The 26,256-nt window shown below is 46.6% G+C and carries 22 protein-coding genes; 9 read left to right on the forward strand and 13 right to left on the reverse strand.

Translation table 11 applies throughout. The annotated features are described in order from the left end of the window. Window positions 1–61: 61 nt before the first annotated feature. A complete protein-coding gene (locus SO_RS00065; protein ID WP_011070429.1) occupies window positions 62–1,105 on the forward strand; it encodes an HDOD domain-containing protein in 1,044 nt (347 codons plus the stop codon). Window positions 1,106–1,173: 68 nt separating this feature from the next. On the opposite strand, the gene glyS is transcribed toward SO_RS00065, so the two are convergent. Both glyS and glyQ read right to left on the reverse strand, forming a co-directional pair. Then, window positions 1,174–3,240 carry a glycine--tRNA ligase subunit beta gene (gene glyS / locus SO_RS00070; protein WP_011070430.1) on the reverse strand — a complete coding sequence of 689 codons (2,067 nt, stop codon included), beginning with the start codon at window positions 3,238–3,240 and terminating at the stop codon, window positions 1,174–1,176. A gap of 9 nt (window positions 3,241–3,249) precedes the next feature. Continuing rightward, window positions 3,250–4,155 (reverse strand): glycine--tRNA ligase subunit alpha, encoded by a 906-nt coding sequence (gene glyQ, locus SO_RS00075; RefSeq protein WP_011070431.1) that lies wholly within the window; start codon window positions 4,153–4,155, stop codon window positions 3,250–3,252. 117 nt (window positions 4,156–4,272) lie between these two features. Here glyQ and SO_RS00080 point away from each other — a divergent pair, with 117 nt between their 5' ends. Beyond that, window positions 4,273–4,848 carry a DNA-3-methyladenine glycosylase I gene (locus SO_RS00080; RefSeq protein WP_011070432.1) on the forward strand — a complete coding sequence of 192 codons (576 nt, stop codon included), beginning with the start codon at window positions 4,273–4,275 and terminating at the stop codon, window positions 4,846–4,848. Between the two features lie 86 nt (window positions 4,849–4,934). Here SO_RS00080 and SO_RS00085 read toward each other — a convergent pair whose 3' ends face one another. The 5 genes from SO_RS00085 to fadB form a co-directional block, all read right to left on the reverse strand. Beyond that, window positions 4,935–8,123, reverse strand: coding sequence for an amidohydrolase family protein (locus SO_RS00085; RefSeq protein WP_011070433.1), 3,189 nt, complete (start codon window positions 8,121–8,123; stop codon window positions 4,935–4,937). Between the two features lie 200 nt (window positions 8,124–8,323). Further along, the gene (locus SO_RS00090) at window positions 8,324–8,761 is read right to left on the reverse strand and encodes an MOSC domain-containing protein (protein ID WP_011070434.1); all 438 of its coding nucleotides are present in this window, start codon (window positions 8,759–8,761) and stop codon (window positions 8,324–8,326) included. 47 nt (window positions 8,762–8,808) lie between these two features. Continuing rightward, window positions 8,809–9,054, reverse strand: a complete 246-nt coding sequence (gene tusA, locus SO_RS00095; RefSeq protein WP_011070435.1) for a sulfurtransferase TusA — start codon at window positions 9,052–9,054, stop codon at window positions 8,809–8,811. 246 nt (window positions 9,055–9,300) lie between these two features. Then, window positions 9,301–10,464: an acetyl-CoA C-acyltransferase FadA gene (gene fadA, locus SO_RS00100; protein WP_011070436.1), complete on the reverse strand. Its 1,164-nt coding sequence runs from the start codon at window positions 10,462–10,464 to the stop codon at window positions 9,301–9,303. 22 nt (window positions 10,465–10,486) lie between these two features. Further along, window positions 10,487–12,637, reverse strand: a complete 2,151-nt coding sequence (gene fadB, locus SO_RS00105; protein WP_011070437.1) for a fatty acid oxidation complex subunit alpha FadB — start codon at window positions 12,635–12,637, stop codon at window positions 10,487–10,489. Window positions 12,638–13,062: 425 nt separating this feature from the next. Here fadB and pepQ point away from each other — a divergent pair, with 425 nt between their 5' ends. The 4 genes from pepQ (at window position 13,063) to hemG (SO_RS00125) (ending at window position 17,076) form a co-directional block, all read left to right on the forward strand. Then, window positions 13,063–14,382 (forward strand): Xaa-Pro dipeptidase, encoded by a 1,320-nt coding sequence (gene pepQ / locus SO_RS00110; protein ID WP_011070438.1) that lies wholly within the window; start codon window positions 13,063–13,065, stop codon window positions 14,380–14,382. Window positions 14,383–14,397: 15 nt separating this feature from the next. Then, a complete protein-coding gene (locus SO_RS00115) occupies window positions 14,398–15,012 on the forward strand; it encodes a YigZ family protein (protein ID WP_011070439.1) in 615 nt (204 codons plus the stop codon). A 77-nt stretch (window positions 15,013–15,089) separates the two neighbouring features. Continuing rightward, window positions 15,090–16,550, forward strand: a complete 1,461-nt coding sequence (locus SO_RS00120) for a TrkH family potassium uptake protein (RefSeq protein ID WP_011070440.1) — start codon at window positions 15,090–15,092, stop codon at window positions 16,548–16,550. Window position 16,551: 1 nt separating this feature from the next. Beyond that, window positions 16,552–17,076 carry a menaquinone-dependent protoporphyrinogen IX dehydrogenase gene (hemG, locus tag SO_RS00125; RefSeq protein WP_011070441.1) on the forward strand — a complete coding sequence of 175 codons (525 nt, stop codon included), beginning with the start codon at window positions 16,552–16,554 and terminating at the stop codon, window positions 17,074–17,076. 64 nt (window positions 17,077–17,140) lie between these two features. On the opposite strand, the gene SO_RS00130 is transcribed toward hemG (SO_RS00125), so the two are convergent. Beyond that, window positions 17,141–17,449 carry an ArsR/SmtB family transcription factor gene (locus SO_RS00130; RefSeq protein ID WP_011070442.1) on the reverse strand — a complete coding sequence of 103 codons (309 nt, stop codon included), beginning with the start codon at window positions 17,447–17,449 and terminating at the stop codon, window positions 17,141–17,143. A 200-nt stretch (window positions 17,450–17,649) separates the two neighbouring features. Here SO_RS00130 and hemG (SO_RS00135) point away from each other — a divergent pair, with 200 nt between their 5' ends. Beyond that, a complete protein-coding gene (hemG, locus tag SO_RS00135) occupies window positions 17,650–18,204 on the forward strand; it encodes a menaquinone-dependent protoporphyrinogen IX dehydrogenase (protein WP_011070443.1) in 555 nt (184 codons plus the stop codon). Between the two features lie 41 nt (window positions 18,205–18,245). On the opposite strand, the gene SO_RS00140 is transcribed toward hemG (SO_RS00135), so the two are convergent. From SO_RS00140 to def, 5 genes are read right to left on the reverse strand one after another with little or no spacing between them, the layout of a single operon-like run. Continuing rightward, the gene (locus tag SO_RS00140) at window positions 18,246–19,688 is read right to left on the reverse strand and encodes a TrkH family potassium uptake protein (protein WP_011070444.1); all 1,443 of its coding nucleotides are present in this window, start codon (window positions 19,686–19,688) and stop codon (window positions 18,246–18,248) included. 11 nt (window positions 19,689–19,699) lie between these two features. Then, the gene (gene trkA, locus SO_RS00145; protein ID WP_011070445.1) at window positions 19,700–21,109 is read right to left on the reverse strand and encodes a Trk system potassium transporter TrkA; all 1,410 of its coding nucleotides are present in this window, start codon (window positions 21,107–21,109) and stop codon (window positions 19,700–19,702) included. Between the two features lie 15 nt (window positions 21,110–21,124). Next, window positions 21,125–22,411 carry a 16S rRNA (cytosine(967)-C(5))-methyltransferase RsmB gene (rsmB, locus tag SO_RS00150; RefSeq protein WP_011070446.1) on the reverse strand — a complete coding sequence of 429 codons (1,287 nt, stop codon included), beginning with the start codon at window positions 22,409–22,411 and terminating at the stop codon, window positions 21,125–21,127. A gap of 2 nt (window positions 22,412–22,413) precedes the next feature. Then, window positions 22,414–23,370, reverse strand: a complete 957-nt coding sequence (fmt, locus tag SO_RS00155; protein ID WP_011070447.1) for a methionyl-tRNA formyltransferase — start codon at window positions 23,368–23,370, stop codon at window positions 22,414–22,416. A 15-nt stretch (window positions 23,371–23,385) separates the two neighbouring features. Then, a complete protein-coding gene (gene def, locus SO_RS00160) occupies window positions 23,386–23,892 on the reverse strand; it encodes a peptide deformylase (RefSeq protein ID WP_011070448.1) in 507 nt (168 codons plus the stop codon). Between the two features lie 125 nt (window positions 23,893–24,017). On the opposite strand from def, the gene SO_RS00165 reads away from it, so the two are divergent. Together SO_RS00165 and dprA are read left to right on the forward strand one after the other, a co-directional pair. Beyond that, window positions 24,018–25,154 carry a LysM peptidoglycan-binding domain-containing protein gene (locus SO_RS00165; protein WP_011070449.1) on the forward strand — a complete coding sequence of 379 codons (1,137 nt, stop codon included), beginning with the start codon at window positions 24,018–24,020 and terminating at the stop codon, window positions 25,152–25,154. A 137-nt stretch (window positions 25,155–25,291) separates the two neighbouring features. Beyond that, the gene (dprA, locus tag SO_RS00170; protein WP_455567180.1) at window positions 25,292–26,254 is read left to right on the forward strand and encodes a DNA-processing protein DprA; all 963 of its coding nucleotides are present in this window, start codon (window positions 25,292–25,294) and stop codon (window positions 26,252–26,254) included. Window positions 26,255–26,256: the final 2 nt, after the last annotated feature.

Raw genomic sequence — 26,256 nt, forward strand, 5'->3', positions numbered from 1 at the left:
TACAATGGACGGATAATGTAATGTCGGCTCAGTAAACACTGCTTTTATAGGTTGGAATATTTTGATTAAGTCCATATTCAACAAAATTTTTAATATCCGTGAAGAGGCAACACTTGAGCGCCCGAAAAGCTTCAGTCAGACCGATCTCAGCAAACCTATAAATACGGTAGTGCCACAAAAGCCTGCTGATGAGCGATGTGATTCTTCGGTGAGTGTTGACTTAGAGGCATTGTTTTATAGCCTGTTATTTCCTGCTAGAACAAAAGATTCTGGTGGTGTTGCTAATAACCTTGAACGCCGTGTTATGGCGGAAATTGAACAGGCCTTAGCATCCCCCCAATTGATTGCCGAAAAAGTACTTAAACTACCTTCTAAGGTATTGGAATTAGATCGAAAGTTAGCGGATCCACAGTTTGATACCAAGGATTTGTTGGCTTTAATTGAACAAGATCCTTTGCTCAGTGTTGAAGTGCTCAAGCTGTGCAATTCTCCCGCGTTTAAGCGTGGGGAGCGGGAAGTGACCAGTCTTCAGCAGGCCTTAGTTCAGCTTGGTCGGGAGCAATTACGGCGCTTTGTTACCAGTAGTTTGGTGCGTGAAATGCTGGATATTAAACCCATTTATTTCCGCCGTTTTGGCGCTGAGATTTGGCGTCACTCGATGCAAGTGGCCTTTTTAGCGAGTGAACTTAGCGAAGAAGATAGGGACACGGCATTCTTGCTCGGATTACTGCATGATGTGGGTAAGTTGGCCATCTTTAAAATGTTGCTCGATGCTTTTGTGCAAGCAGAGCCCGGCGAGCAGCCAAACTCTTGGTTATTTAGGCAAGTCATGACAGCTAAATCACTCACCCTAAGTGCGTTGTTAGCAAAACATTGGCAATTACCCAGCACTTTTGAAACTGAGCTGGATAAATTAGCCCATGTGCATACGCGGCCAAATGAGGGAATTGCAGCAGTAGTATGGCGCGCGAATGTGATCAGTGAAATCTCTATGCTGCAGCAAGCGAGTAAATTACCTGCCGATATGCTGAGCAACTTGTTAGCCTTGGTTGGACTCGAGCAAGCTCAGTTTGATGAGTTGCACGAAAAACTCCAACAGTTTTAATGATTTTCAGCCATAAAAAACGCGCTTAAAAGCGCGTTTTTCTTAACAGTGATTTTTACTTAAATCACTTACTGAAGCAGAGAAATATCCGCCACATGCAGGAACTGCTCACGTAGGTTGTTGAGCAGGGCCAAACGGTTGTTACGCAGCGCTGCATCATCCGCCATCACCATTACATCCTCAAAGAACTGATCGACGCTTTCACGTAAACTCGCCAGTAAGGTTAAGGCTTGTTGGTAATCTGCGTTAGCAAATAAAGGTGCAAGCTGAGGCTGCAGCTCGGCAAGCTTAGCTGCTAATGCTTGCTCGGCAGCTTCACTTAATAACGCGACATTCACACTAGAAGGTAATTCACCTTCAACCTTTGCCAGAATATTAGACACTCGCTTATTCGCTGCTGCCAGAGCGCTAGAGGCTTCTAAACCTCTGAAGTGTGATACTGCGTTAATGCGGCTATCAAAGTCGGCTGGGCGAGTTGGACGGCGGGCTAATACGGCAAGGATCACGTCAACGTTGATACCTTTATCTTGGTACCAAGCACGGAAACGAGCCATGAGGAACTCGAGTACTTCTTCGCTTGCGTTTGCGTTACTTAAGTTAGCACCATGCAGTTCCTGAGCCTTAGCTATTAGCGTTACTAAGTCCAGTGGCAGTTTATTCTCAACGATAATACGCAGTACACCGATAGCGGCGCGACGTAGTGCGAATGGGTCGGCAGCGCCCTTAGGTGCCTGACCAATACCGAAGATACCGACTAAGGTATCAAGCTTATCCGCTAATGCCACGGCGCAAGAAACGGCAGCTGTTGGAACCGTATCGCCAGAAAACTTTGGCTTATATTGTTCCTCCATGGCTAACGCTACGGCTTCAGTTTCACCGTCTAGGCGGGCGTAATGCATGCCCATAGTGCCTTGCGTATCGGTAAACTCCATCACCATATTGGTCATTAAGTCTGTTTTAGACAATAAACCTGCACGAGCTGCATCAACGGCATTTGCACCTGTTTGCTCGGCAATAAAGGCGGCTAGGGCAGAGATACGAGTCACTTTGTCTTTTAAGGTGCCGAGCTGTTGCTGGAACAAGACGGTCTCAAGGCTTGGTAAGCGTGATTCTAGCGTGTGCTTCTTATCGGTATTAAAGAAGAACTCAGCATCAGCCAAGCGTGGACGAACCACTTTCTCGTTACCAGAGATAATTTGCGCGGGATCTTTTGATTCGATATTCGCGACAAAGATGAAGTTTGGCAGTAACTTGCCCGCATCATCGAATACCGGGAAGTACTTTTGATCGCCCTTCATGGTGTAAACCAAGGCTTCAGAAGGTACGCTTAAGAATTTTTCTTCAAAGCTTGCAGTTAATACTACTGGCCATTCAACCAAAGAGGTCACTTCTTCCAGTAGAGCATCTTCGATATCGGCGGTGCCACCAATCTTGGCGGCCGCTTTTTCGGCATCGGCTTTGATTAATGCTTTGCGGCTTTCATAATCGGCAATGACTTTACCTTTTTCTTTTAGCAGTGTCAGGTAGTTGTCCGCATGGTCAAGCTCAAAACCGGTACCCATAAAGCGGTGACCACGGATATTGCGAGCTGATTTAATCCCGAGCAATTCGCCTTCGATTAATTCGCTGCCTAATAACATAGTGGCGGTGTGAACTGGGCGGATAAATTGCGTTTTACTACTTCCCCAGCGCATTGGCTTTGGAATAGGTAACTTATCCAGCGCACGTTGTGCCATAGCAGCGACTAAGCTCTTAGTTTCAACGCCTTCAACTTTAGCGTTATAAACCAGCCATTCACCTTTGTCGGTCACTAAACGTTCTGCCTGATCGACAGTAATACCGTTGCCACGTGCCCAACCTTCGGCAGCTTTTGTAGGTTTACCTCCGGCATCAAAGGCTGAGCTGACCGCCGGGCCGCGTTTTTCAACGATTTTATCTGCTTGGGCAATAGCGAGTTCAGTAATATTAAGCGCCAGACGACGGGGCGCTGCATACCAAACCGCGGATTTAAAAGCTAAATCGGCTTTGGTTAATTCTTCAGTAAAGTTCGCTAAGAAAGACTCAGCCAGTTTACGTAGCGCCTTTGGCGGCAGCTCTTCAGTGCCTAACTCGATGAGTAAGTTTTCAAAATTCATGTGTTACCTCTACTTACACATTGGGAAGCCAAGCGCTTCGCGTGCCTGATAATAGGATTCTGCAACGGCTTTAGCCATTGTACGAACGCGCAGGATATAACGCTGACGTTCTGTCACTGAAATGGCGTGGCGAGCATCGAGCAGGTTGAAGGCGTGTGAGGCTTTCATGACTTGCTCATAGGCGGGTAGAGGTAATGGTTTTTCAAGCGACAATAAGTGCTGACACATTTTTTCGCATTGATCGAACAGAGCAAACATAAAGTCGACATCGGCGTGCTCAAAGTTATAGGTCGATTGCTCAACTTCGTTTTGGTGGAACACATCGCCATAGGTGATGCGGCCCATTGGGCCATCGGTCCACACGAGGTCGTACACGCTATCCACACCTTGGATATACATGGCGAGACGCTCTAAACCGTAGGTGATTTCACCTGTGACAGGGCTACACTCTAAGCCGCCGACCTGCTGGAAGTAGGTAAACTGAGTTACTTCCATGCCGTTTAGCCAGACTTCCCAACCTAAACCCCAAGCGCCTAGCGTTGGTGATTCCCAGTTGTCTTCCACAAAGCGGATATCATGGATTTGGGTATCAATACCCAGTGCTTGCAGAGAACCTAAATAGAGTTCTTGGATATTATCCGGTGACGGTTTTAACACGACTTGGAATTGGTAGTAGTGCTGCAGACGGTTTGGGTTTTCACCGTAACGGCCGTCGGTCGGGCGGCGCGAAGGCTGCACATAGGCACTGCTCATTGGTTCAGGCCCTAAAGAGCGTAGGAAGGTTTGTGGGTGGAATGTGCCCGCACCGACTTCCATATCTAAAGGTTGAACGATTGCACAGCCTTGCTGCGCCCAATATTCCTGTAGGGTTAGAATGAAACCCTGAAATGTTTTTACGTCGTGTTTCGTCGTCATGTCTACTTGTCTACTGCCGTCAGCTTGAATAGAAAATGGTTTCGATTATACCTTGTAGATCTCTGCTTATGTAGGTTATTTTTTACCTTCTTCGTTAAAACGTTAAGGTAGATGACCATGGAAGAAATCCGCTGTAATTGGGTTAGTGATGATCCCTTGTATCGCGATTATCACGATAATGTATGGGGGCGCCCAGTTTATGATCCCAAGGAGTTATTTGCCAAGCTCTGCTTAGATGGCCAGCAAGCGGGGTTATCTTGGATTACGATCTTAAAGAAACAACAAAATTATGAGCAAGCTTTTGCCGATTTTGAGCCTGCAGTGATTGCTACTTTCGATGATGCTAAAGTTGAGGAGTTGATGGCCAATCCTGGTATTGTGCGCAATCGACTCAAGATCCATTCAATTATTCGTAATGCAAAAGGGTATTTAGCATATACGGCCGATGGTGAGGATTTTTCTGCGTTTCTGTGGAGTTTTGTTGGCGGTAAACCGCGAGTGAATCAATTTACGTCTATGTCACAGATCCCTGCGCAAACGCCGGAATCAGAGGCCATGTCAAAGGCGTTAAAAAAACTTGGCTTTAACTTTGTTGGCCCGACGATTTGTTATGCCTTTATGCAGGCAGTGGGTATGGTGAATGATCACCTTGTTGATTGCGTTGCTTATGATGCTTGCTGTGGCGGTAAATAAGTTACTCATCTTATTCGAGCTTAAATCCAAAATATAAAGGCATGTTCCACGTGGAACATGCCTTTTGTTATTTCTTCTTATTGAGATTAGATTTTCTCGAAGAAGAAAGGCTTACGCTGTTGCTTGTTACCATTGAGTTGGTTCATCGACTCAGCGTCGAACAACTTACCATTAACCATGGTATAAGTGACTCTATCTGTAACGCGAATATCCGCTAGTGGATCGCCATCGATAACGATTAAGTCGGCGAGTTTACCAGTCTTAATCGAGCCAAGTTGATGATCTAAACCGAAGGTGGTGGCTGGGTTAATCGTCGCCGTTTTCAGTACGTCCATATTACTCATGCCGCCTTGGGCGAACATCCACATTTCCCAATGTGCGGCTAAACCTTCACGCTGACCATGGGCGCCAATATTTGGGTGAATGCCTAATTTATTAAACTCATTCGCGACTTTAGCGACGTTAAAATGGTTGTAGTGGCTTTCTGGTACATGGGGGCGACGCATTGAGCGTGCTTGCAAAATATCGCTTGGTACATACATAGACAAACGTGGATGTGCCCACACATCGGTTTTATCGTACCAGTAATTTTCACCCGAAATACCACCGTAGGCGACGACTAAGGTTGGCGTATAACCGACCTTAGTTTGACCCCAGAACTGTTTAATATCGTTATAAATACTTGCCACGGGTAAGGAATGTTCTACGGTTGTATGGCCATCGGCAACCATGGTCAGGTTATGTTGTAGCAAGCTGCCGCCCTCGGGCACGACCATCATTTCGAGTTCGCGAGCTGCAGCGATAACCTGTTGTCTTTGATTTCGACGGGGTTGGTTGTAGCTCTTCACACTAAAGGCACCGACTTTTTTGAGTCGCTCTAAATGGAATTTTGCATCATCAACAGAGTCGATGTGCGAGGTGTATCCTGGCGCGTTAGCGCCGTAGAGAATCGTTCCCGTAGAGAAAATCCGTGGGCCAACGATGTTGCCCGCCTTCTGCTGTTCCGAGGCTGCAAAAATCTCAGTCGTATCGTTCGATGGATCGTGAATCGTAGTCACGCCTAAGGATAAACCAGAATAGAGCGCCCAGTTTTGTTGCGGCACGATTTCATCATCAGCTTGAGCACCATGGGCATGAGCATCAAACAAGCCTGGCATAATGGATTTGCTGCTTATATCGATGACTTGTGCATCCTTTGGAATCGGCGTATTAGCGTCGCCAACGGCAACAATATGATTGTCTTTAACGATCACCACACCCTTATCGATGACTTGGTCATTTTCCATGGTGATCACTTTACCGCCGACAAAAGCGACTGTTCCACGTGGAACATCGGCCTTTTCGGTAAAGCCTAAATTGATAATGCTTGGCTTAGCTTGCTCGTCCTTTTTTAGATACTGGGAATCAACTTCGGTTTGGTACAGTTCTGGGCCAAGAGTCCAATAGAGTTGATTACTTTTGCTATTCCAACTGATGCTTTCACCGGCTCGCACACTTAACTGAGTAACGGGAAGATTGCTGGCGTTAGGTCCGATTTCAACCGTTTCACCATGTTTGGCAAAGGGCGTCACCCACACTTTAAAGCGTTCAGCAAAGGCAAGTTGTTCACCGTCGGGGGAAACTCTAAATTCGGTTGCATGCTTACTGCTGTAGTGAACGCGCTTATCAAAACCGTCTAAGTTGATTGAAGCTAGCTGTGGCGTATCATCATCGCCACTATTCATAAAAAAGATGCGTTCCGCTGAAGCACCAAATTGAGCTTGGTAACCCTCTGCGGTGATTTTTGTATTTTGTTTGGTTTTTAAATCAACCTTGTATATGCCAGGTTCCTGCGACCAAGTGCGAGGCGTGAGGTTTCCGCCTTGGGTTTTACGATACACTACCAACTCTCCATTGGGGGCGAAGGTAGGCTCGACGTATTTTCCTGGCTCAGTGGTAAGTTGTTTCGCCTTGCCACCTTTAGCGCTGATCACTTGTACCGCGCCTTGATCTTGGTCATTCCAAGTGGTGAAGACTATGTTTTTGCCATCACGCGACCATTGGGGATAAAGTTCCCCAATATCGTTACCTAACTCAGTTAAGCGTGACATCTTGCCATCGGGAAGCGACTTTAACCAGATTTTACCCAATGCTTCGAAGGCAACTTTACTACCATCGGGGGAGACTTGTGCCATTCGCAGCATTTTTACATCGAATACATCTTTATCAATATCCTGTTTAAAGCGAACTGAAGGCTGAACGTCTAATTGAGTTTTTACGGAAAAGGGAACATTAGTGACCGTTTTATTGGCAACGTTGAGGCGGTTAATTTTGCCCTTAGCCCAGAAGAAGATATCTTTGTTGTCTTGAGTCCAAGCCATGCTTGGATAGACTCCGTGGATTGCCCATGTCTCTTGCATATCACGGTCTAAATCGCCAAACAACTTAGTTGTTTCGCCGGATTTTAAATCAAGCAAATATAAGGATGATTGGAAGTCATCACGTTTGATATAGGCCAGCTTGGTGCCATCAGGACTCGGTGTCGGGCGAATAGCACCACCTGTCCCTTCAATCAGAATTTCGATATTTCCAGTCTTGGTATCATAACGCTTGATTTTATAGATACCGTTTACCGAATCTTTGGAGTAATGGAAGGTTTTTCCTGGGGTGTCGTCTTGACTGAAATAGATATAACGACCATCGGGTGAATAGGCGGGTTCGCCTAAGTCTTTCTCATCATTTGGCCGTTCAGTGAGTTTAACGCCTTCGCCACCAGCTACATGGTAGAGCCAGACTTCGCCGGCGCCTAAACTGCGACTGGCGGTAAAATGTTTGCGACCAATTAAATATTGGGAATCAGGGCTCCAAGCTGGGCTGTTGAGTAAGCGAAAGGTTTCGCTTGTGACCGTGCGTGGATTGCTTCCATCGGCATTCATAATCCAGATATTGTCACCACCGTCAGCATCTGAGGTAAAGGCGATGTGTTTACCATTAGGGCTATATACAGGCTGCATTTGCCAGGAGATCCCTTGAGCTAATGGCTTAGCTTCGCCTCCCGTGACTGGGATTTGATAAATATCCCCGAGCAAATCAAACACTAAATGTTGGCCATCAGGGCTTACGCTGAGGTTCATCCAAGTGCCTTCATTAACATCGATTTTGACTTTTTTTAGCGGCGCATTAGTGGGGGCGTTTACATCCCAGCTTGGTTTTTGGACTTCATCCGCGTGAGCTATGGGGGGATTTAGGCTCAGCATCAGTGCTATATAAAGCGGAGTCAGTGTAGGTCTAAACATGCAATATCCTGTTATCGTTATTTTAGGGGCAGTTGTTATCAAATAAGATAAATGTTTGTAAATGCTGTGTAGGTTATCTCACAAATACCCTGTAAGGAAAACGGAAATACTGTTTCAATTAATGACCGAGGGAGGCAACTGGATGATTGGCGTAGGGGGCAATGGGAGAGCAATAGGATTACTCTCCGAGGAGAAGTTGATTAGTCGCGAGTTACTGGGTCACCGAGATGGATCATTGCGTCATTGAGGACGCGGCAGGTTACGCCGCCGCGCCAATCTGGAGTGAGGGCTAATTCTAATCCCGGGTGCGCCATTTCCATCTTTTTGCATGGATCGGTTTCACCAGTAATCTCTAAGCTCAAATCACCGATGCGTAACTGCTTGCCAACATCAGCTGGACCAAAACTTAATCCATCTACTAATAGATTAGCGCGGCGAATTGTCCAGACTAAATCCGTATTTATGCTTTGACAGGCTGTTTGCCACTGCTGCAGTGAAAGAACGGTCACTTGTCGTTTACCGGGGCGACCAAACACATCTTTTTCAACACCGCTGTGCTGAGTGACATTCGCACACAACACTTCTTTCATTGGGCCATGTTTTACGGTTTTATAGGCAATTGCAACGAGCTTTGGCATATCAGGCGTCCTTTTGCTGATAAAAGTCGATACCTTAAGGGCTAGACTTAGAGTCCTTTCTTAATCAAATACTGATAGGGCGTTTGCATGGTTTCACTGGCAATTAAGGTGTGATCCATAAACTCACAAAAGCTAGGGATGTCACGCGTGGTCGCTGGATCGTCTGCAATAATGAGCAAGGTTTCACCCTGCGCCATTTGTCTTACCGTTTTACGCACCATCATCACCGGCTCAGGGCAACGTAAGCCAAGGGCATCCAATTTATGTTGTGCGGTTGAGAAAACGTCGTTCATATGACCTCGACTGAACGGTTAAACAGAATTGGCTAATGTTACTCCAGTGATGTTGATAAACCAAGTTGGCGGCCTGATTTTGTGATGGAACGGGTAATTGGTTTTATTCCGTTTTATTTATCGAATAATGAGAACATGTTTCACGTGGAACAAATTATTTTACGACGATAATTTTTAAAGCTACATAAAATAAAAAAGCCGGAACTGAGTCCGGCTTTTTAGAGTGATATTGATATTTAGGTGTGATTAGACTCGTTCGAAAACGGTTGCAATACCTTGGCCTAAACCGATACACATGGTTGCCAAACCTAAGGTTGCATCTTTGTGTTCCATCAAGTTAATAAGCGTCGTAGAGATACGCGCGCCAGAACAACCCAGTGGGTGGCCAAGTGCAATCGCGCCACCATTAAGGTTAATCTTTTCATCAACCACATCCAGCAGGCCTAAATCTTTCACACAAGGTAAAGACTGGGCAGCAAAAGCTTCGTTTAGTTCAATAACATCTAAGTCATTGACTGTGATGCCTGCGCGAGCCAGTGCCTTTTGAGTTGCGGGGACTGGGCCATAACCCATGATTGCCGCATCACAACCAGCAACGGCCATTGAGCGAATGCGTGCGCGGATAGGTAAGCCTAAGGCGCGAGCCTTAGACTCTTCCATAATTAACATTGCCGAAGCGCCATCAGACAGTGCAGAAGATGTACCCGCAGTGACAGTCCCGTTTACGGGATCAAATACTGGGCGCAGTACTGCTAGAGATTCCATTGTGGTTTCTGGGCGGATCACTTCGTCTTGCAGCACTTTAATTAAGGCACCAGTAGCATCATGGCCTTCAATGCCATAGATTTCCTTGGCAAAACGGCCTTCAATCGTCGCAGCATAAGCGCGTTGGTGTGAACGCACTGCAAAGGCATCCTGTTGCTCACGGGTAATGCCGTGGAGCTTGCCGAGCATTTCAGCGGTTAAGCCCATCATACCTGAAGCTTTAGCAACGTTATTGGCTAAACCAGGGTGGAAATCCACACCATGGTTCATCGGAACGTGGCCCATATGTTCAACACCGCCAATGATAAAGGTGTCGCCCATACCTGTCATAATGGCACGTGCTGCTTGGTGGATGGCTTCCATTGAAGAACCACATAAGCGGTTTACCGTTACGGCGCCAGCCGTTTTCGGGATACCTGCCAGTAACGATGCGTTACGGGCAATGTTGAAGCCTTGCTCTAAGGTCTGTTGCACACAGCCCCAAATCACGTCTTCAATGGTGTTGGGATCTAATTGCGGGTTACGCAGTAATAGACCTTTCATTAATTCGGCAGACAGTGTTTCTGCACGCACATTACGGAACACCCCAGCCTTAGAGCGGCCCATAGGAGTACGAATGCAATCTACGATAACAGCTTGTTTCATAATTAAATTCCTTTCCCGCTAATTAGGCTTGGTAGTAGCTACCGTTGTTGGCTGCAAGGGCACGCATGGCGTCGGTGACTTGATACAAACCACCTAAATGCGCGTATTTGTCTGCTAAAGCCACAAAGTTGGCAACGCCCATGGTGTCTAAGTAACGGAACACACCACCACGGAATGGCGGGAAGCCTAAACCGTAGACTAAGCCCATATCCGCTTCGGCAGGTGATGCCACAATGCCTTCTTCTAAACAGCGAACGGTTTCGATAATCATTGGGATCATAGTGCGGGCGATGATTTCATCCGCATCGAATGCTTTTTGCTCACCAAAAGCGGCCTTCAGCAGCTCATAGCTGGTTGGGTCGACATCTTTCTTTGGCTTGCCGCGGCTATCCACTGAGTAAGCGTAGAAACCCTTACCGTTCTTTTGGCCGAGACGTTTGTTCTCAAACATCACGTCAATCGCGTCATTGCCAGATTTGCCCATACGATCAGGGAAGCCTTCGGCCATTACTGCTTGCGCGTGGTGACCTGTATCTAGGCCGACAACGTCTAGCAGATAAGCGGGGCCCATTGGCCAGCCGAATTGTTTTTCCATCACTTTATCGATAGCAGCAAAGTCGCCACCTTCGGCGAGTAGACCATTAAAGCCGGCAAAGTAAGGGAAGAGGACGCGGTTAACGAAGAAGCCTGGGCAATCGTTAACAACGATTGGGGTTTTACCCATTTTGCTGGCGTAAGCGACAACTGATGCGATGGTTTCTTCTGAGCTGTGCTCGCCACGGATAACTTCAACCAATGGCATTTTGTGCACAGGGTTGAAGAAGTGCATACCGCAGAAACGCTCTGGCTTCTTCATGCTCTTAGCGAGTAAGCTGATTGAAATCGTTGAAGTGTTAGAAGCGATAATCGCATCTTCACTGACGTATTGTTCAACCTCTGCCAGTACCTGTGCTTTCACTTTTGGATGCTCAACCACGGCTTCAACAACCACGTCGGCATGTTTCACTGGTGCATATTCTAGAGCTGGGGTGATGTTGTTCAGTACCTTTGCCATTTTTTCAGGGGTAGAGCGGCCACGGGCAACTTGCGCTGATAGCAGTTTTGCCGCTTCATTGAGACCTAAATCTAATGCTGGCTGGGCAATATCTTTCATCACGATCGGCGTGCCTTTGCTGGCGCTTTGGTAAGCGATGCCGCCGCCCATGATGCCTGCACCTAATACGGCGGCGCTATTTACTGCTTTGGCCAGCTTGCCAGCTTTCTTGGCTTTGCCTTTAACGAATTGATCATTAAGGAAGATACCGATAAGCGCCTTGGCCACATCAGTCTTAGCTAACTTGATGAAAGCCTGATGCTCAATTTGTAATGCGTCGCTGCGGCCTTTGGTTGCTGCTTGCTCAACTACGTTTACCGCTGCCATTGGTGCTGGGTAATGTTTGCCTGCGACAGAGAAAACCATGCCTTTAGCCGTAGTGAAAGACATCATGGCTTCGAGTTTAGGCAGTGTCAGTGGCGATAATTTGCGTTGGCGACGCGCTTGCCAATCAAGCTTTTCTGCGACAGCATCTTTGAGCATTTGAATCGCCGCAACTTCTAAGGCTTCTGGTGCAACAACGGCGTCAACGGCACCGACTTTTAATGCATCTTCAGCGCGCTGCTCATTGCCTGTGGTGATCCACTCGAGAGCGTTGTCAGCACCAATCACGCGTGGTAGACGTACAGTACCGCCAAAGCCTGGGATAATACCCAGTTTGGTTTCAGGTAAGCCGATTTTTGCCGTGGTGTCAGCAATACGGAAATCTGTCGCTAAAATGGTTTCACAACCGCCGCCTAAGGCAAAACCTTTAATGGCTGAAGCAGTTGGGAAAGGTAAATCTTCGAGTTTATTGAATACGGCGTTGGCCTGTTCAACCCAAGAGAGCAGTACTGCATCATCTTGTGCGAATAAGCCTAAAAATTCAGTAATGTCAGCGCCGACGATAAAGGTATCTTTACCTGATGTGAGCACTAATGCCTGAATGTTTGATTGTTGTTTGATGCTGTCTAATGCGGCATCGAGTGAGGCGAGTGTTTCTCTATCGAATTTGTTCACCGAACCGGGTGCGTTAAAGCACAGCTTGGCAATATTATCCTCGAGTAACTCAACCTGAATTGTAGGACTTTGGTAGATCATTGCTTGCTTCCTTTTGGCTTAAAAGTGATACCCACCATTATTTTTTGGTGTTAGTACGACTCTCTATCTCACAGCAGCTTCGGCCATCATTTGACCAGTTGTGTGCCAGTGTGCTTCGAAATTCGATAAATTACAACACCCAATTTAAACGACTGTTTAATTTCTTGTCGGCTAGAGTGAATTTTCACCTTTGTGATACACTGCACAAAGTGTAGAGGCCCAAGATTACGCTAAAGTGTCCTTGGTGGGAATGTGTACTTGGGCGGTAATAATTGGCGGTAAATTGAATAAATTTATTTTTGAAATTAAAAGCATAAGCTTAGAACGAGAATTAGCTATTCCTTGCTGAACGACAGGTATTGCAGGCGAAAGTGATAGGTTTAAGATATTTATTATTAACAATCATTCATAACAGGATATGGCACATGGATCACTTGGCTCATTACTATCATGCCCACATCGACGAGTTAAATCGTCGAGTCGCTGAAATTGTATCGCGTGAAGCATTATCAGGTTTAGTGATCCACTCGGGTCAGCCACACAGAATGTTTTTGGATGACATTAATTATCCTTTTAAAGCCAACCCTCATTTTAAGGCGTGGTTACCTGTGTTGGATAATCCCAACTGCTGGTTGGTGGTGAATGGTCGCGATAAGCCACAACTGATCTTTTATCGCCCGGTGGATTTTTGGCATAAGGTTGCCGACGTACCGGATATGTTCTGGACCGAGCATTTTGACATCAAGTTGCTCACTAAGGCCGATAAAGTCGCCGAATTATTGCCTACCGATATCGCCAACTGGGCTTATTTGGGTGAGCATTTAGATGTGGCTGAGGTGCTTGGGTTTACTAGTCGTAATCCTGATTCGGTGATGAGTTATCTGCATTTTCATCGCACCACAAAAACCGAATATGAACTTGAATGTATGCGCCGTGCCAACCAAATTGCAGTACAAGGTCATCAGGCGGCTAAAAATGCCTTTTATAATGGCGCGAGCGAGTTTGAAATTCAGCAGCAGTATTTATCCGCTGTGGGACAGGGTGAGAACGAAGTGCCCTATGGCAATATTATTGCCCTAAACCAAAATGCGGCGATTTTGCATTACACCGCGCTTGAGCATCAAAATCCTGCGCGCCGTTTGTCATTCTTAATTGATGCAGGTGCCAGTTATTTTGGCTATGCATCAGATATCACTCGTACCTATGCGTTCGAGAAGAATCGTTTCGATGAGTTGATCACTGCTATGAACAAAGCGCAGCTTGAGCTGATTGATATGATGCGCCCAGGAGTGCGTTATCCCGATTTACATTTAGCGACCCATGGCAAAGTGGCGCAAATGCTATTGGATTTTGACTTGGCAACAGGCGATGCTCAAGGGTTAGTCGAGCAAGGCATTACCAGCGCCTTCTTCCCCCACGGATTGGGCCATATGTTAGGCTTGCAAGTGCATGATGTTGGCGGCTTCGCCTTTGATGAGCGTGGCACCCATATTCCTGCCCCTGAGGCGCATCCATTTTTGCGTTGCACGCGCATTTTAGCGCCAAACCAAGTGCTAACTATGGAGCCAGGTTTGTACATTATCGACTCCTTACTCAATGAGTTAAAACAAAATAGCCGTGGCAAGCAGATCAATTGGAACAGCGTTGATGAGCTGCGACCTTTCGGCGGTATTCGTATTGAGGATAATGTGGTTGTGCATCAGGATAGAAATGAGAATATGACCCGCGAACTGGGCTTAGCGTGAGTTTAGGGAGAGCGAGTGCTCGAAAGTTATCTGATACCGAGTGAAGATCTACAGATAGAAGAAGAGATAAAGTACAGCCGCTTTATCTCTTTTCTATTTCACTGCAATAGTTTAGAACAATTAAAGTTAGTACTTACTGACATCAAGCGAGATTATCCCGGCGCCAGCCATTATTGTTATGCCTTTATCGCGGGAGCGCCCAACGACAGCATGTTAATTGGTTCAAGTGATGATGGTGAGCCTGCTGGCAGCGCGGGTCGTCCCATGTTAGCGGTATTGCAAGGCGCAAGTATTGGCGAGATCGGTGCTGTCGTGGTGCGTTACTACGGTGGCACTAAACTGGGCGTTGGGGGCTTAGTGCGTGCCTATACCTCTGGATTACGCCAAGGCTTGGCGCAATTACCGACTCAATTGAAGCAATTACGTTATCCGGCAACGCTGCGTTGTGATTACACTCAATTACGGAATGTTGAGCATTTATTGCAGCAGTTGGATGCAGTGATTACCGATAAACAGTTTGCTGAGGCTGTAGATATCCATTTTGCTATTGGTAAACAACAACAGCGGTTATTGACAGAATCCTTGGCTACCTTAAGCCAAGGGAGCTTGCGGGCAGACTTTAAACTGTGATGCTTGCGTAAATTGTGCCAAAATATACAAAATGCTGAAAATACCTTTGCAGCCAATGGAATAATTGAACACGCGTAATGCAATACAAAACCATAATAAGAATCATAGGCCTGTTAATCGGCCTGTTCTCCATCACTATGCTGCCACCAGCCTTAATCGCCATTTGGTATAACGATGGCGGCGGAACTGCGTTTATTCAGGCCTTTTTTGTCAGCTTATTTATCGGTTTTTGGCTCTGGTATCCTCATCGCCGCTGTAAGGAGGAATTACGTACCCGTGAGGGATTTCTCATCGTCGTGCTGTTTTGGACTGTGCTGGGTTCTATCGGGGCTTTACCTTTTATCTTCTCTAGTCAACCGGATCTCAGTTGGACGGACAGTTTTTTTGAATCTTTTTCCGCGCTAACCACCACTGGGGCTACAGTCATTGTGGGGCTGGACTCCTTACCTAAAGCGATTTTATTTTATCGACATTTGCTGCAATGGCTTGGCGGTATGGGGATCATCGTACTGGCTGTCGCGATTTTACCTGTACTGGGCATTGGCGGGATGCAGCTCTATCGCGCTGAAATCCCTGGGCCAGTAAAAGACAGTAAGATGACGCCTAGGATTGCCGAGACGGCCAAGGCGTTATGGTACATCTATCTATTGCTGACTATCAGCTGTGCTGGTGCCTATTGGTTGGCGGGGATGAGCATGTTCGATGCCATTTGTCACTCGTTTTCGACCATCGCCATCGGCGGTTTTTCAACCCATGATGCCAGTATGGGCTACTTTAACAGCCCTGTAATTAACCTGATTTGTGTGTTCTTTTTAATTGTCTCTGCAGTGAATTTTAGCGTGCATTTTGCGGCATTTTCGTGGAGAGGTATTAACTTGAAGGTCTATTTTAGAGATACCGAATTTAAAGTGTTAGTCGCAATTCAATTGCTCTTAACCGCGATTTGTTTTTTTACCTTGTATTTCTATTCTGATATTTATGACACGCCGGAAGAAACCTTAAATCATGCCTTATTCCAAGCGGTTTCGATAGCAACCACCACAGGGTTTGGCACAGACAGTTTCAATATGTGGCCATTATTTTTGCCAATGTTATTAATGTTTTCGAGCTTCATTGGTGGTTGTGGTGGCTCGACCGCGGGGGGGATTAAGGTTATTCGGGTCATTCTCTTGTTGTTGCAGGGGTCTCGCGAGCTAAAACGTCTTGTTCATCCCAAGGCGATGTTTTCGATTCGAATAGGCTCAAAGGCGCTGCCTGACCGTATTGTCGATGCCGTGTGGGGCTTTTTTTCGGCCTATGCTTTAGTTTTCGTGCTGTGTATGTTGGCGCTAATGGCAATGGGGCTCGATGACATCACTTCCTTTAGTGCTACGGCCGCTTGCTTAAATAACCTCGGCCCAGGTTTAGGTGAGGTTGCGAGTAATTATGCCAGTATTGGTGATGGCGCCAAATGGGTGCTGGTGGTAGCTATGCTATTTGGTCGCCTTGAAATCTTTACCTTGTTGATTTTGTTCACGCCAACTTTCTGGAAAGATTAATATGCAAACATTAATAATCTACTCAACCATCGACGGTCAAACGCTAGAAATTTGTCGTAAGATTAAAGCATTTGCTGAGCGGGCGGGTGAAAAGGTCTCCCTCTTTAGCTTAGAACAGGCTGAAGCTATAAACCTTGCAGATGTTGATAAGGTATTGATTGGTGCGAGTATCCGCTATGGTAAACATAGACCTGAGCTTTACCAATTTGTGAATCGCAACCATGCGGTGTTAAGCGCGAAAGTTAATGGTTTTTTTACGGTAAATGTGGTGGCGCGGAAGCCGTTAAAGAACACCCCAGAAACCAATCCTTATATGCAGAAATTCCTCAAATTATCCCTTTGGCAACCACAACACTTGGCGGTATTTGCTGGTAAGATTGATTACCCTAAATATGGCTTATTCGACCGCACAATGATCTGTTTTATCATGTGGATGACTAAGGGGCCAACGGATCTTAAGGGCACGTTTGAGTTTACCGATTGGGCTAAAGTCGAAGCTTTTGGCACTCATTTTAGTAAGCTATAAAAACGACAAAGCCCTAGTCCAAGCTAGGGCTTAATATCGCATTGCTTATGGCATTGTGAGCCAGTTATACCGCGCAGTAACGGCTGTGTAGAATCGAAATCACTTGGGAAACTTGTTCATTCTTAAGCTTGTAATACACAATCTGCGAACTCTTACGGGTATCGACTAAGTCTTCGGCACGTAATACTGCTAAGTGTTGTGATAGTGCCGACTGACTTAAAGGCACAGTCGAATTCAGCTCGGTCACGCTCAGCTCTTTATCAAGCAATAGACAAAGAATCATTAAGCGATAAGGATTCGCTATGGCTTTTAGCCATTTAGCCGCACTTTCCGCATTAGTTACCATTGCATTTACATCTATATCATTTTGCATAAGGTCACTCACTTTATCGCTTTTTGATTAGATAATTCTAATTGAAGATGTTTCTATACGCAATCATACTGCTCGGCAATTCAGATCTCAATTTTTGCATTTAAGAATATGAGACAACGCTGATTTGTGATCCTATCAGGGGTTTATTCAACAGATGATTGCCACAATGGTGACATACTTTTACTGAACGAGAATACCCCATGACACGCATCCTGGTGCTTTATTTTACCCGAGGAGGCCATACGGCCAAGATTGCCAATGCAATAGCGGAGCAATTAACCCTGCGTGGCGCAAAGGTTGACTTAGTCGATATCAATAGTGCGGCTGCAACACGAATCAACTGGTCCGATTATCAGCTGGTGGCTTTGGGTGCCTGTGTACTCTATGGCACTTATGATAAGAGTGTATTTCAATTTATTGAGCAACATGTGCAGGCTTTGAGTTTTTTGCCAAACAGTTTTTTCTGCGTCAACGTGGTCGCACGTAATCCGGAGAAACGTATTCCTGAAAACAATAAATACCTGCAAAAGTTTATCACTCTATCTCCTTGGACTCCCGCAGATTTGAAGATTATTGCTGGTAAAGTCGATTATCCATCTTGGCCTTGGTACGACAGATTAATGATCCAGTTAATTATGAAAATCACTAAAGGCCCAACGGATCCAAAAGCAGTTATTGATTATACCGATTGGGAAGATGTGAAAGTCTATGCCGACCATCTGCTGACCTTGGTCGAGGTTGCTGAACCTGCCTAATAAAAATGCGCTCAATGAGCGCATTTTTGCTTGCTAACTTGTTAGTACTTCCAAAAACTGGGATGGAACAGTACTGCTACGGTTAAAATTTCTAAGCGGCCAAGCAACATACCTAAAGAGAGCGCCCACTTAGCAAGATCGGGCAGGGTGGAGAAGTTACCTACAGGACCAATAATCGGCCCAAGCCCTGGCCCCACGTTGGACACGGCGGTAATTGCACCAGTAAAGCTAGTTACTGGGTCTAGACCCGTTAGTACCAGAATCACAGATAACCCAACAATTACGAACATATATAGCAGCACAAAGGTGATCAGCGAGCGCACAATATCTTCAGTTATGAGTCGGTTGTTATAGCGCTCCCTAAAAATCCCGTTGGGATGACATTGCTGTTTTAATTGTTCGCGCATAATCGCGCCCGCAATTTGAAAGCGGAAGATTTTTATTCCGCCCGAAGTCGACCCCGAGCAGCTACCCACAAACATTAAGAACAGAAAGGCAATGTTGGCAAAGGCGCCCCAAGCGCCATAGTCTGTTAAACCATAACCGGTTGTAGTGACCACAGATACAACGTTAAAGCTGGATAAGCGCAGCGCATCAATTAGGGCTATATCACGGGTTTGCCACAACCAGAAACCAATAGAGCAAGAAACAAACGTGAGGAAAAACAAGAAGCCTTTGACTTGCGCATCGTTCCACACTTTTACATCGCGCTGTTGGATCATCTGCACAAACATCAGCAGTGGCAAACCACCTGCTGCCATAAAGACAACACCAACCCAGTGGGCCGAATTGGAAAACGCCGCCATTGAGCTATCAGAAGTCGAGTAACCACCGGTCGAGAGAGTTGTCATTGCGTGGTTGATGGCTTGGAACCACGTCATGCCTGCAAGATGGTAGGCCACACTGCAAATGATCGTTAGCAATATATAGATAAAAAATAGATGCTTGGCCATGCTTTGTGTGCGAGGAACCGCCTTATCACTCCAGTCCGATGACTCAGTACGAAACAGGCGCATGCCACCAACGTTTAAGAAGGGCAGAATCGCTACCGCCATTACGATAAAACCAATCCCACCAAGCCACTGCAATAACGAACGCCAGATTAAGATGCTGTGATCCATGGTATCAAGCCCCACAAGCACGGTAGAGCCTGTGGTGGTAATTCCTGACATGGTCTCGAAAAATGCATCGGTATAACCAATACCGTGGTATAGGGTAAAAGGCATGGCAGCGAACAGGCTTACGATTAACCAGGTGAGACTGGTGAGCAGAAACATATCGCGAATATTGAGGTTTATGCCTTTGCTTTGGCCGTTATGCAAACAGAGGCTAGCACAAATCCCAGTTGCTAAAGCCGATAACATAAATGAGCCGACGGTTTCCTCGCCATTAACTACAGCGACTAGCATCGGGGCAAACATAAAGGCTGTCAGCATTGACAGAAACAGCCCTAAAATAAATAACAGCGCTCGAAAGTTCAGCATAGGGTAATGACTTAGAAGAAGAAGGCGCTAGGTTGGAAAAGTTTTTCGACTTCACCGATAAACTTCTTGTTCACAAGGAATAGGACTACGTGGTCCCCCTGTTCGATTACTGTTTTATCATGAGCCATCAACACTTCTTCGTTACGTACAATCGCACCAATCGTGGTTCCCGGTGGCAGCTTAATATCGCCAATGGCTTTGCCTACTACCTTAGAGGTGCTCGAATCACCGTGGGCAATCGCTTCAATGGCTTCAGCTGCGCCGCGACGTAATGAATACACGTTACAAATATCACCTTGGCGAATATGGGTTAGCAATGCGGAAATGGTGGCCTGTTGCGGTGAAATGGCGATATCGATATTGGCTTCTTGCACAATATCCACATAGGCTTCGCGCTGGATCAGCACCATTACCTTCTTTGCCCCCATGCGCTTGGCTAATAGGGCTGACATGATATTGGCTTCATCGTCGTTGGTCACGGCAATAAATACGTCGGTTTGGTCGATATGTTCTTCGAGTAGCAACTCCTGATCGGATGCATCACCACAAAACACCGTGGTGTTTTCAAGCTGTTCAGAGAGTGCTTCTGCGCGTTCAAACTTATGTTCAATCAGTTTGACAGAATGAGTGCGCTCGAGGCGTTTAGCCAGCCCGAGTCCGATGTTGCCACCGCCAGCAATCATGATATTGCGGTAGGAGTTATCGAGCTTTTGCATTTCACTCATTACCGCACGGATATGGCGGCTGTCGGCGACGAAAAACACTTCATCATCAGCTTCGATAATGGTTGTGCCGCGGGGCATGATTGGGCGACCTTGGCGGAAAATTGCGGCTACCCGGGTATCAATATTCGGCATATGTTCACGTAGTGCGGCCAAGGCATTACCGACCAGTGGGCCACCGTAATAGGCGCGTACCGCAACTAGGCTCAAACGTCCTTCGGCAAATTCAAGCACTTGTAGAGCGCCGGGGTATTCGACCAAACGTTCAATGTAAGCGGTTACTAACTGTTCAGGCGCTATCAGCTCGTCAATAACAAAACCACCGCGTGGGCGACCGTCACTATTTTTGGTTTCACTGTTGATAAACAATTTATCGCGCATGGCCAAATAGGGTTCTGAGCGGATACGGGCGATTTTGGTAGGGGTACCAAATAGGCTATAGGCCATTTGGCAGGCGACCATGTTGCATTCATCGCTGTTGGTTACCGCAATCAGCATATCGGCATCCTCGGCACCCGCCTCTTTGAGCACATTGGGGTGGGCACCATGGCCAGCTACAACGCGAAGGTCATATTTATCCTGCAGGGCGCGCAACCTGGATTTGTCACTGTCGACTATGGTGATATCGTTGTTTTCACCCACCAAATTTTCGGCCAAGGTTCCCCCAACTTGACCTGCACCTAATATGATAATTTTCATGGCCTTGCTTACTTCCTAATGGGTCGCTTTCAATAAACGGGCGTAATAAAACCCATCCATGTTGTGTTGTCCCGGCGTGATTTGCCAACCTATATCTTGGCTTGAGGCCTGCTGGACGAGTGTATCTAGTTTAGCATCTGCGGTTCTGGCTAAAAATGCACTAATTTGGTCTCGATTTTCCTGCGGCAAAATGGAGCAAGTCGCATACAGAAGTGTGCCACCGGGTTTGAGCCACTTCCAGCAGTGATCCAAAATTTGTCTTTGTAGTTCAGCCAGCTCTTCTATGTCATGGTTTTTACGTAACCATTTGATATCGGGATGACGGCGGATTACTCCCGTCGCCGAGCAAGGTGCGTCGAGTAAGATACGATCAAATTGTTCGCCCTGCCACCATGAGTCGATATTGGCCGCATCTCCATGAATAACTTCCGCTTTTAATGACAAACGGTCAAGGTTCTGTTGTACGCGTTCGAGACGTTTCGCATCAAAATCGACGGCGATGAGCTTAATGCTAGGTTCAAGTTCCAGCAAATGGCAACTTTTACCACCGGGCGCTGCGCAGGCATCAAGGATCAGTTCATTGGCTTGGGGGGCAAGTAGGGTTGCTGCCCATTGGGCTGCACCATCTTGTACCGAGGCAGCCCCTTCAAGGAAGAGCGGTAATGTTGCAACGTCTTTGGGGGCGGCAAGCAGGATTGCATCATCACTCAATCCCGCGCTGGCATCTATCTCAAGCTTATCCAAGGCCGCAAGGTATTCGTCGCGGCTTTGGGAGAGGCGGTTGTTACGCAGCCACATGGGGGGACGTTCATGACTTTGCTGGATAATCTCTTGCCAGTTGCCTGGGTAAGCGGTTTTTAAGCGTTTAATTAACCAACCCGGCGTGTTGTAGCTTAAGGTTTCAGACTCATTACTCAGCGGCGTTAATTGACGTTGAATATTTCGCAGCACGCCATTGACCACTTTGACCATGCCTTCAAACTTTAGCTGACGGCAGGCTTCAGCGGTTTCGGATATGGCCGCGTGGCTCGGAATACGGGTAAAATATAGCTGATAGCAGCCCACAATCAACAGCTGGTGGATAATCCTTTGTTTGCCTTTGAGCGGTTTGGCTAAACACTCAGCGGTGCGTTTTTCTATCTGCGGTAAAGTGCGCATCACGCCATAGCAGAGCTCAGCCAGCAGGGCCTTATCTTTGCCGCTGGCAAGGTGTTTTTGCTGTTCTGGCAGGGCAACAGAAAGCGATACGCCTTTTTCTAATACATCGAAGATGGCTTTAGCTGCCAGTGCACGCAAGTTCATGATTATTGCGCCTCGTTGTTTAGGCGAGTGTTAGGGGTAAACCATTCACCGCGGGCATTGAGTATGTCGGCTACGCTGAGCGGTTTCTTTCCGGGTAATTGCATGCTGAGCAGGGTCAACACGCCATCGCCAGTAGAGACATCAATGCCTTTTTTGCTCGCGTTGATAATCGTGCCTGGTGCTGCAGTGCTGCTGGTTGTGCTGACTTGGGTCTGCCACACTTTAATCGTATTGCCTTGATGTTCAAAATAGCTCACTGGCCATGGATTGAAGGCGCGAACTTCTTGCCACAATTGAGTGGCGGATTTTGTCCAGTCTAGCCTTGCTTCTTCTTTACTGAGTTTTTCGGCGTAGTTGGCTAAGGTTTCATCTTGTTTTTCAGCCGCTAAGGTGCCGTTGGCTAAACCTTCAAGCGCTTGCAGTAGCGCGTCTGGCCCTTGCAGAGCTAACTTCTCATATAGGCTAGCTGAAGTATCATCATCTTCAATCGGTAAATAGGTTTTTAACAGCATATCGCCAGTATCTAGGCCGACATCCATCTGCATAATCGTCACGCCCGTTTCTTTATCGCCCGCCCATAGCGCGCGTTGAATAGGCGCGGCACCACGCCAGCGTGGCAGAATAGAACCGTGAACATTGATACAGCCTAAGCGCGGCGTATCGAGCACCACTTTGGGCAGAATCAAACCGTAGGCGACCACCACCATAATATCGGCATTAAGTGATGCAAGCTCTTGCTGCGCGGGTTCTTTACGCAGTGACCCCGGTTGATAGACAGGGATGCTGTGGCTAAGCGCGAGTTCTTTGACTGGGCTGGCGGTGAGTTTTTTACCGCGACCAGCGGGTCTATCCGGCTGAGTGTAAACCGCTATCACATTGTGGTGTGAGTTGATCAGCGCCTGTAAATGGCGAGCGGCAAAATCTGGTGTTCCGGCGAAGATGATGTTGAGTGGTTTCAAATCTGATCCTAGTACTTATTTGGCGTCTTGTTTGGCGGCTTTTTCAAGTTTCTGTTTGATCCGTTGACGCTTCAATGGCGACAGGTAATCGACAAACAATTTACCTTTCAGGTGATCCATTTCATGCTGAATACAAATAGCAAAGAGGTCATCGGCTTCAACGGTGAATTCATTACCGTGTCTATCCAGCGCTTTAACAGTAACAAACTCGGCGCGGTCGACTTTGGCATAAATACCGGGAACAGACAGGCAGCCTTCTTCGTTACAAAAATCGCCACTACTGGCAATAATCTCGGGATTGATAAAGACTTTTGGACGCTCGACCTCGTCTTGTAAATCCATGACGATCAGTTGTTTATGATAGTCAACTTGGGTTGCCGCCAAACCAATCCCTTTTTCTTGGTACATGGTCTCAAACATATCATCGATTTGAGTTTGCAACTCAGCATTAAACTCTGTGATAGGGGTTGCTTGAGTTCGTAATCTTTCATCGGGGAAGCGTAAAACTTTTAATAGTGCCATACTTAAACTCTTAAGAAGTCTGTCAAATCTCAATCAGTTGGTTATACTGACTTAGGCTAATGGGCTAATTTTAATCTTTAGTGCCTATCAATAACAGTAAAAGCTCGATTTAAGAGCTAAACAACATGGACCGCACCATGAAACGGTTAATTTTACTTGCGTTAATGACCTTTAATAGCACATTGGTTTTTGCTGATACTCTCACGTTGAAAGCCGGGCATCCAGAGTCATATGTGGTAAAGAAAGGCGATACCCTGTGGGATATTTCGACAACCTTTCTAAATGATCCGTGGAAGTGGCCACGTTTATGGGATGTGAATCCCCAGATTGCCAACCCTCATTTAATTTACCCCGGCGATCAGCTCACCTTAGTGTTTATTGATGGCCAACCCAGATTAGTGCGTAATGGCGCCAGTGTCAGTACCAGTGAAGCTAAACCCCATATTCGAAAATCACCAGAAGGACGTGTTATCGCTAAAAGCAATGCGATACCAGCAGTTGATCTAGCACTAATTCAAAACTATCTCGTTCAAAACCGTGTCGTTGATGCCGACTGGTTTATTCAGCAACCTATGGTGCTTGCGGGGGAGAGTCCTTCACGTCACCATGTGATTGGCGATGTGATTTATATCAATAGTGAATTACCTTTGCATCAAAAGTTAGGTGTGTATGAGCGCGGTCGTGAATTCTTTAATAAAGAAACAGGCGAGGCTCTCGGACAAGAGGCGATTTTGGCATCGACTGGACAGGTGATCGAGTCTGGCAAAGTATCAAAGGTGAAGCTTCTCAGCAATTTCCGTGAAACCAAAGCGGGTTTTAGGGTGCTGCCGCTGGAAGATGAGGCGTTAATGTCGGCCTATTTTACGCCAAAACCTGCAGAGCTTAAGACGTCTGCTAGCGTATTAGCGATTGAGTCAAAAATGCGTGAAGCGGGTAAACTCAATGTCGTTTATCTCGATAAAGGTACACAGGATGGTGTAAAACCGGGAGAGGTTTTCTCTATTTATCGTGATGGTGAAGAAATCGTGATCAATAACGATGGCCAACCGGTTCCGGTAATGGAACGTACTGCCTATGATGATGTAGTGGCGTCGCTTTCGTCCGATCGCTCGCTCAAAATGCCCGATGTTTATAATGGTAAATTGTTAGTATTCAAAGTGTTTGATAAAGCGAGTCTTGGTTTGATTGTATCGACGGAGCGTTCTGTGCGTGTCGATGACAAATTAATCGCACCCGACATACTAGCCTTTAGAGGTCAATAATTTCAGAACATTTGGTCGACTGGTTAATTGTTAGTGCGGTATCTGGGCTCGGACCCGCTCGGACACAACAATTATTAACACACATGGATGTGGACGACCTCAGGCAAAGACTCGAGCATGAGAAACACTCGCTCCCTTTGTCTGATAATCTGCTCCACAGCTTAGTTATTGATTATCAAAAAGTAGACGCCGCTTTGGAATGGCAACAACAGGCGGCACACCATCATCTAGTTTGTTTTTCTGATCCCCTCTATCCACCGCTACTAAAACAATTAACCGATCCCCCCTGTGTGTTGTTTGTTAAAGGCTGCGTTGAGGCGTTGGCGATACCGTCACTTGCCATTGTTGGCAGCCGTAATGCGTCTCCCGGCGGATTGCAGGTGGCTTATCAGCTGGCGAGAGAGATGACTGCCCTCGGATTTAGCATTTGCAGTGGCATGGCGATGGGGATAGACGGTGCAGCACATAAAGCCTGTGTTGATCATGCTGGAAGGACGCTTGCTGTATTGGGGACGGGTATTGATATCATTTATCCGCGCCGACATAAGCAGCTTTATGAGGATATTCAGCGTCAAGGCTGTATAATAAGCGAGTTTTGGCCGGATGTGGGGCCTTTTGCGGGCAATTTCCCGAAACGAAATCGCATTATTAGCGGTCTTTCTTTAGGGACGTTAGTCGTTGAAGCTTGTCGCAAAAGTGGTTCGCTCATTACCGCAAGATTGGCCATGGAGCTGGGGCGTGAAGTTTTTGCTGTGCCGGGCTCCATTCTTGGTGGCTTTCATCAAGGTTGCCATGATTTATTACGTGACGGGGCAAAACTTGTGGAAAGTGCGGCCGATATAGTGGAAGAGCTGGCAAGTTTGACTGCATTTCATCTTGAAGAAGTCAACTCCTGCCACCATATACAGCAGGGTGAGATTTGTGATTTGCCATTTTCATCGCTGTTAGCTAGTGTTGGTTATGAAACGACAGCAATTGATGCTGTAGTCGAACATAGTGGGAAAACGATAGATCTGGTGTTAGAACAAATGCTTGAACTTGAGTTGCAAGGTTGGGTTGTTGCAGTACCCGGTGGTTACGTCAGAGTAAAGAGGAGCTAGCC

The sequence above is a fragment of the Shewanella oneidensis MR-1 genome, from assembly GCF_000146165.2.
GTDB classification, from domain to species: Bacteria; Pseudomonadota; Gammaproteobacteria; order Enterobacterales; family Shewanellaceae; genus Shewanella; species Shewanella oneidensis.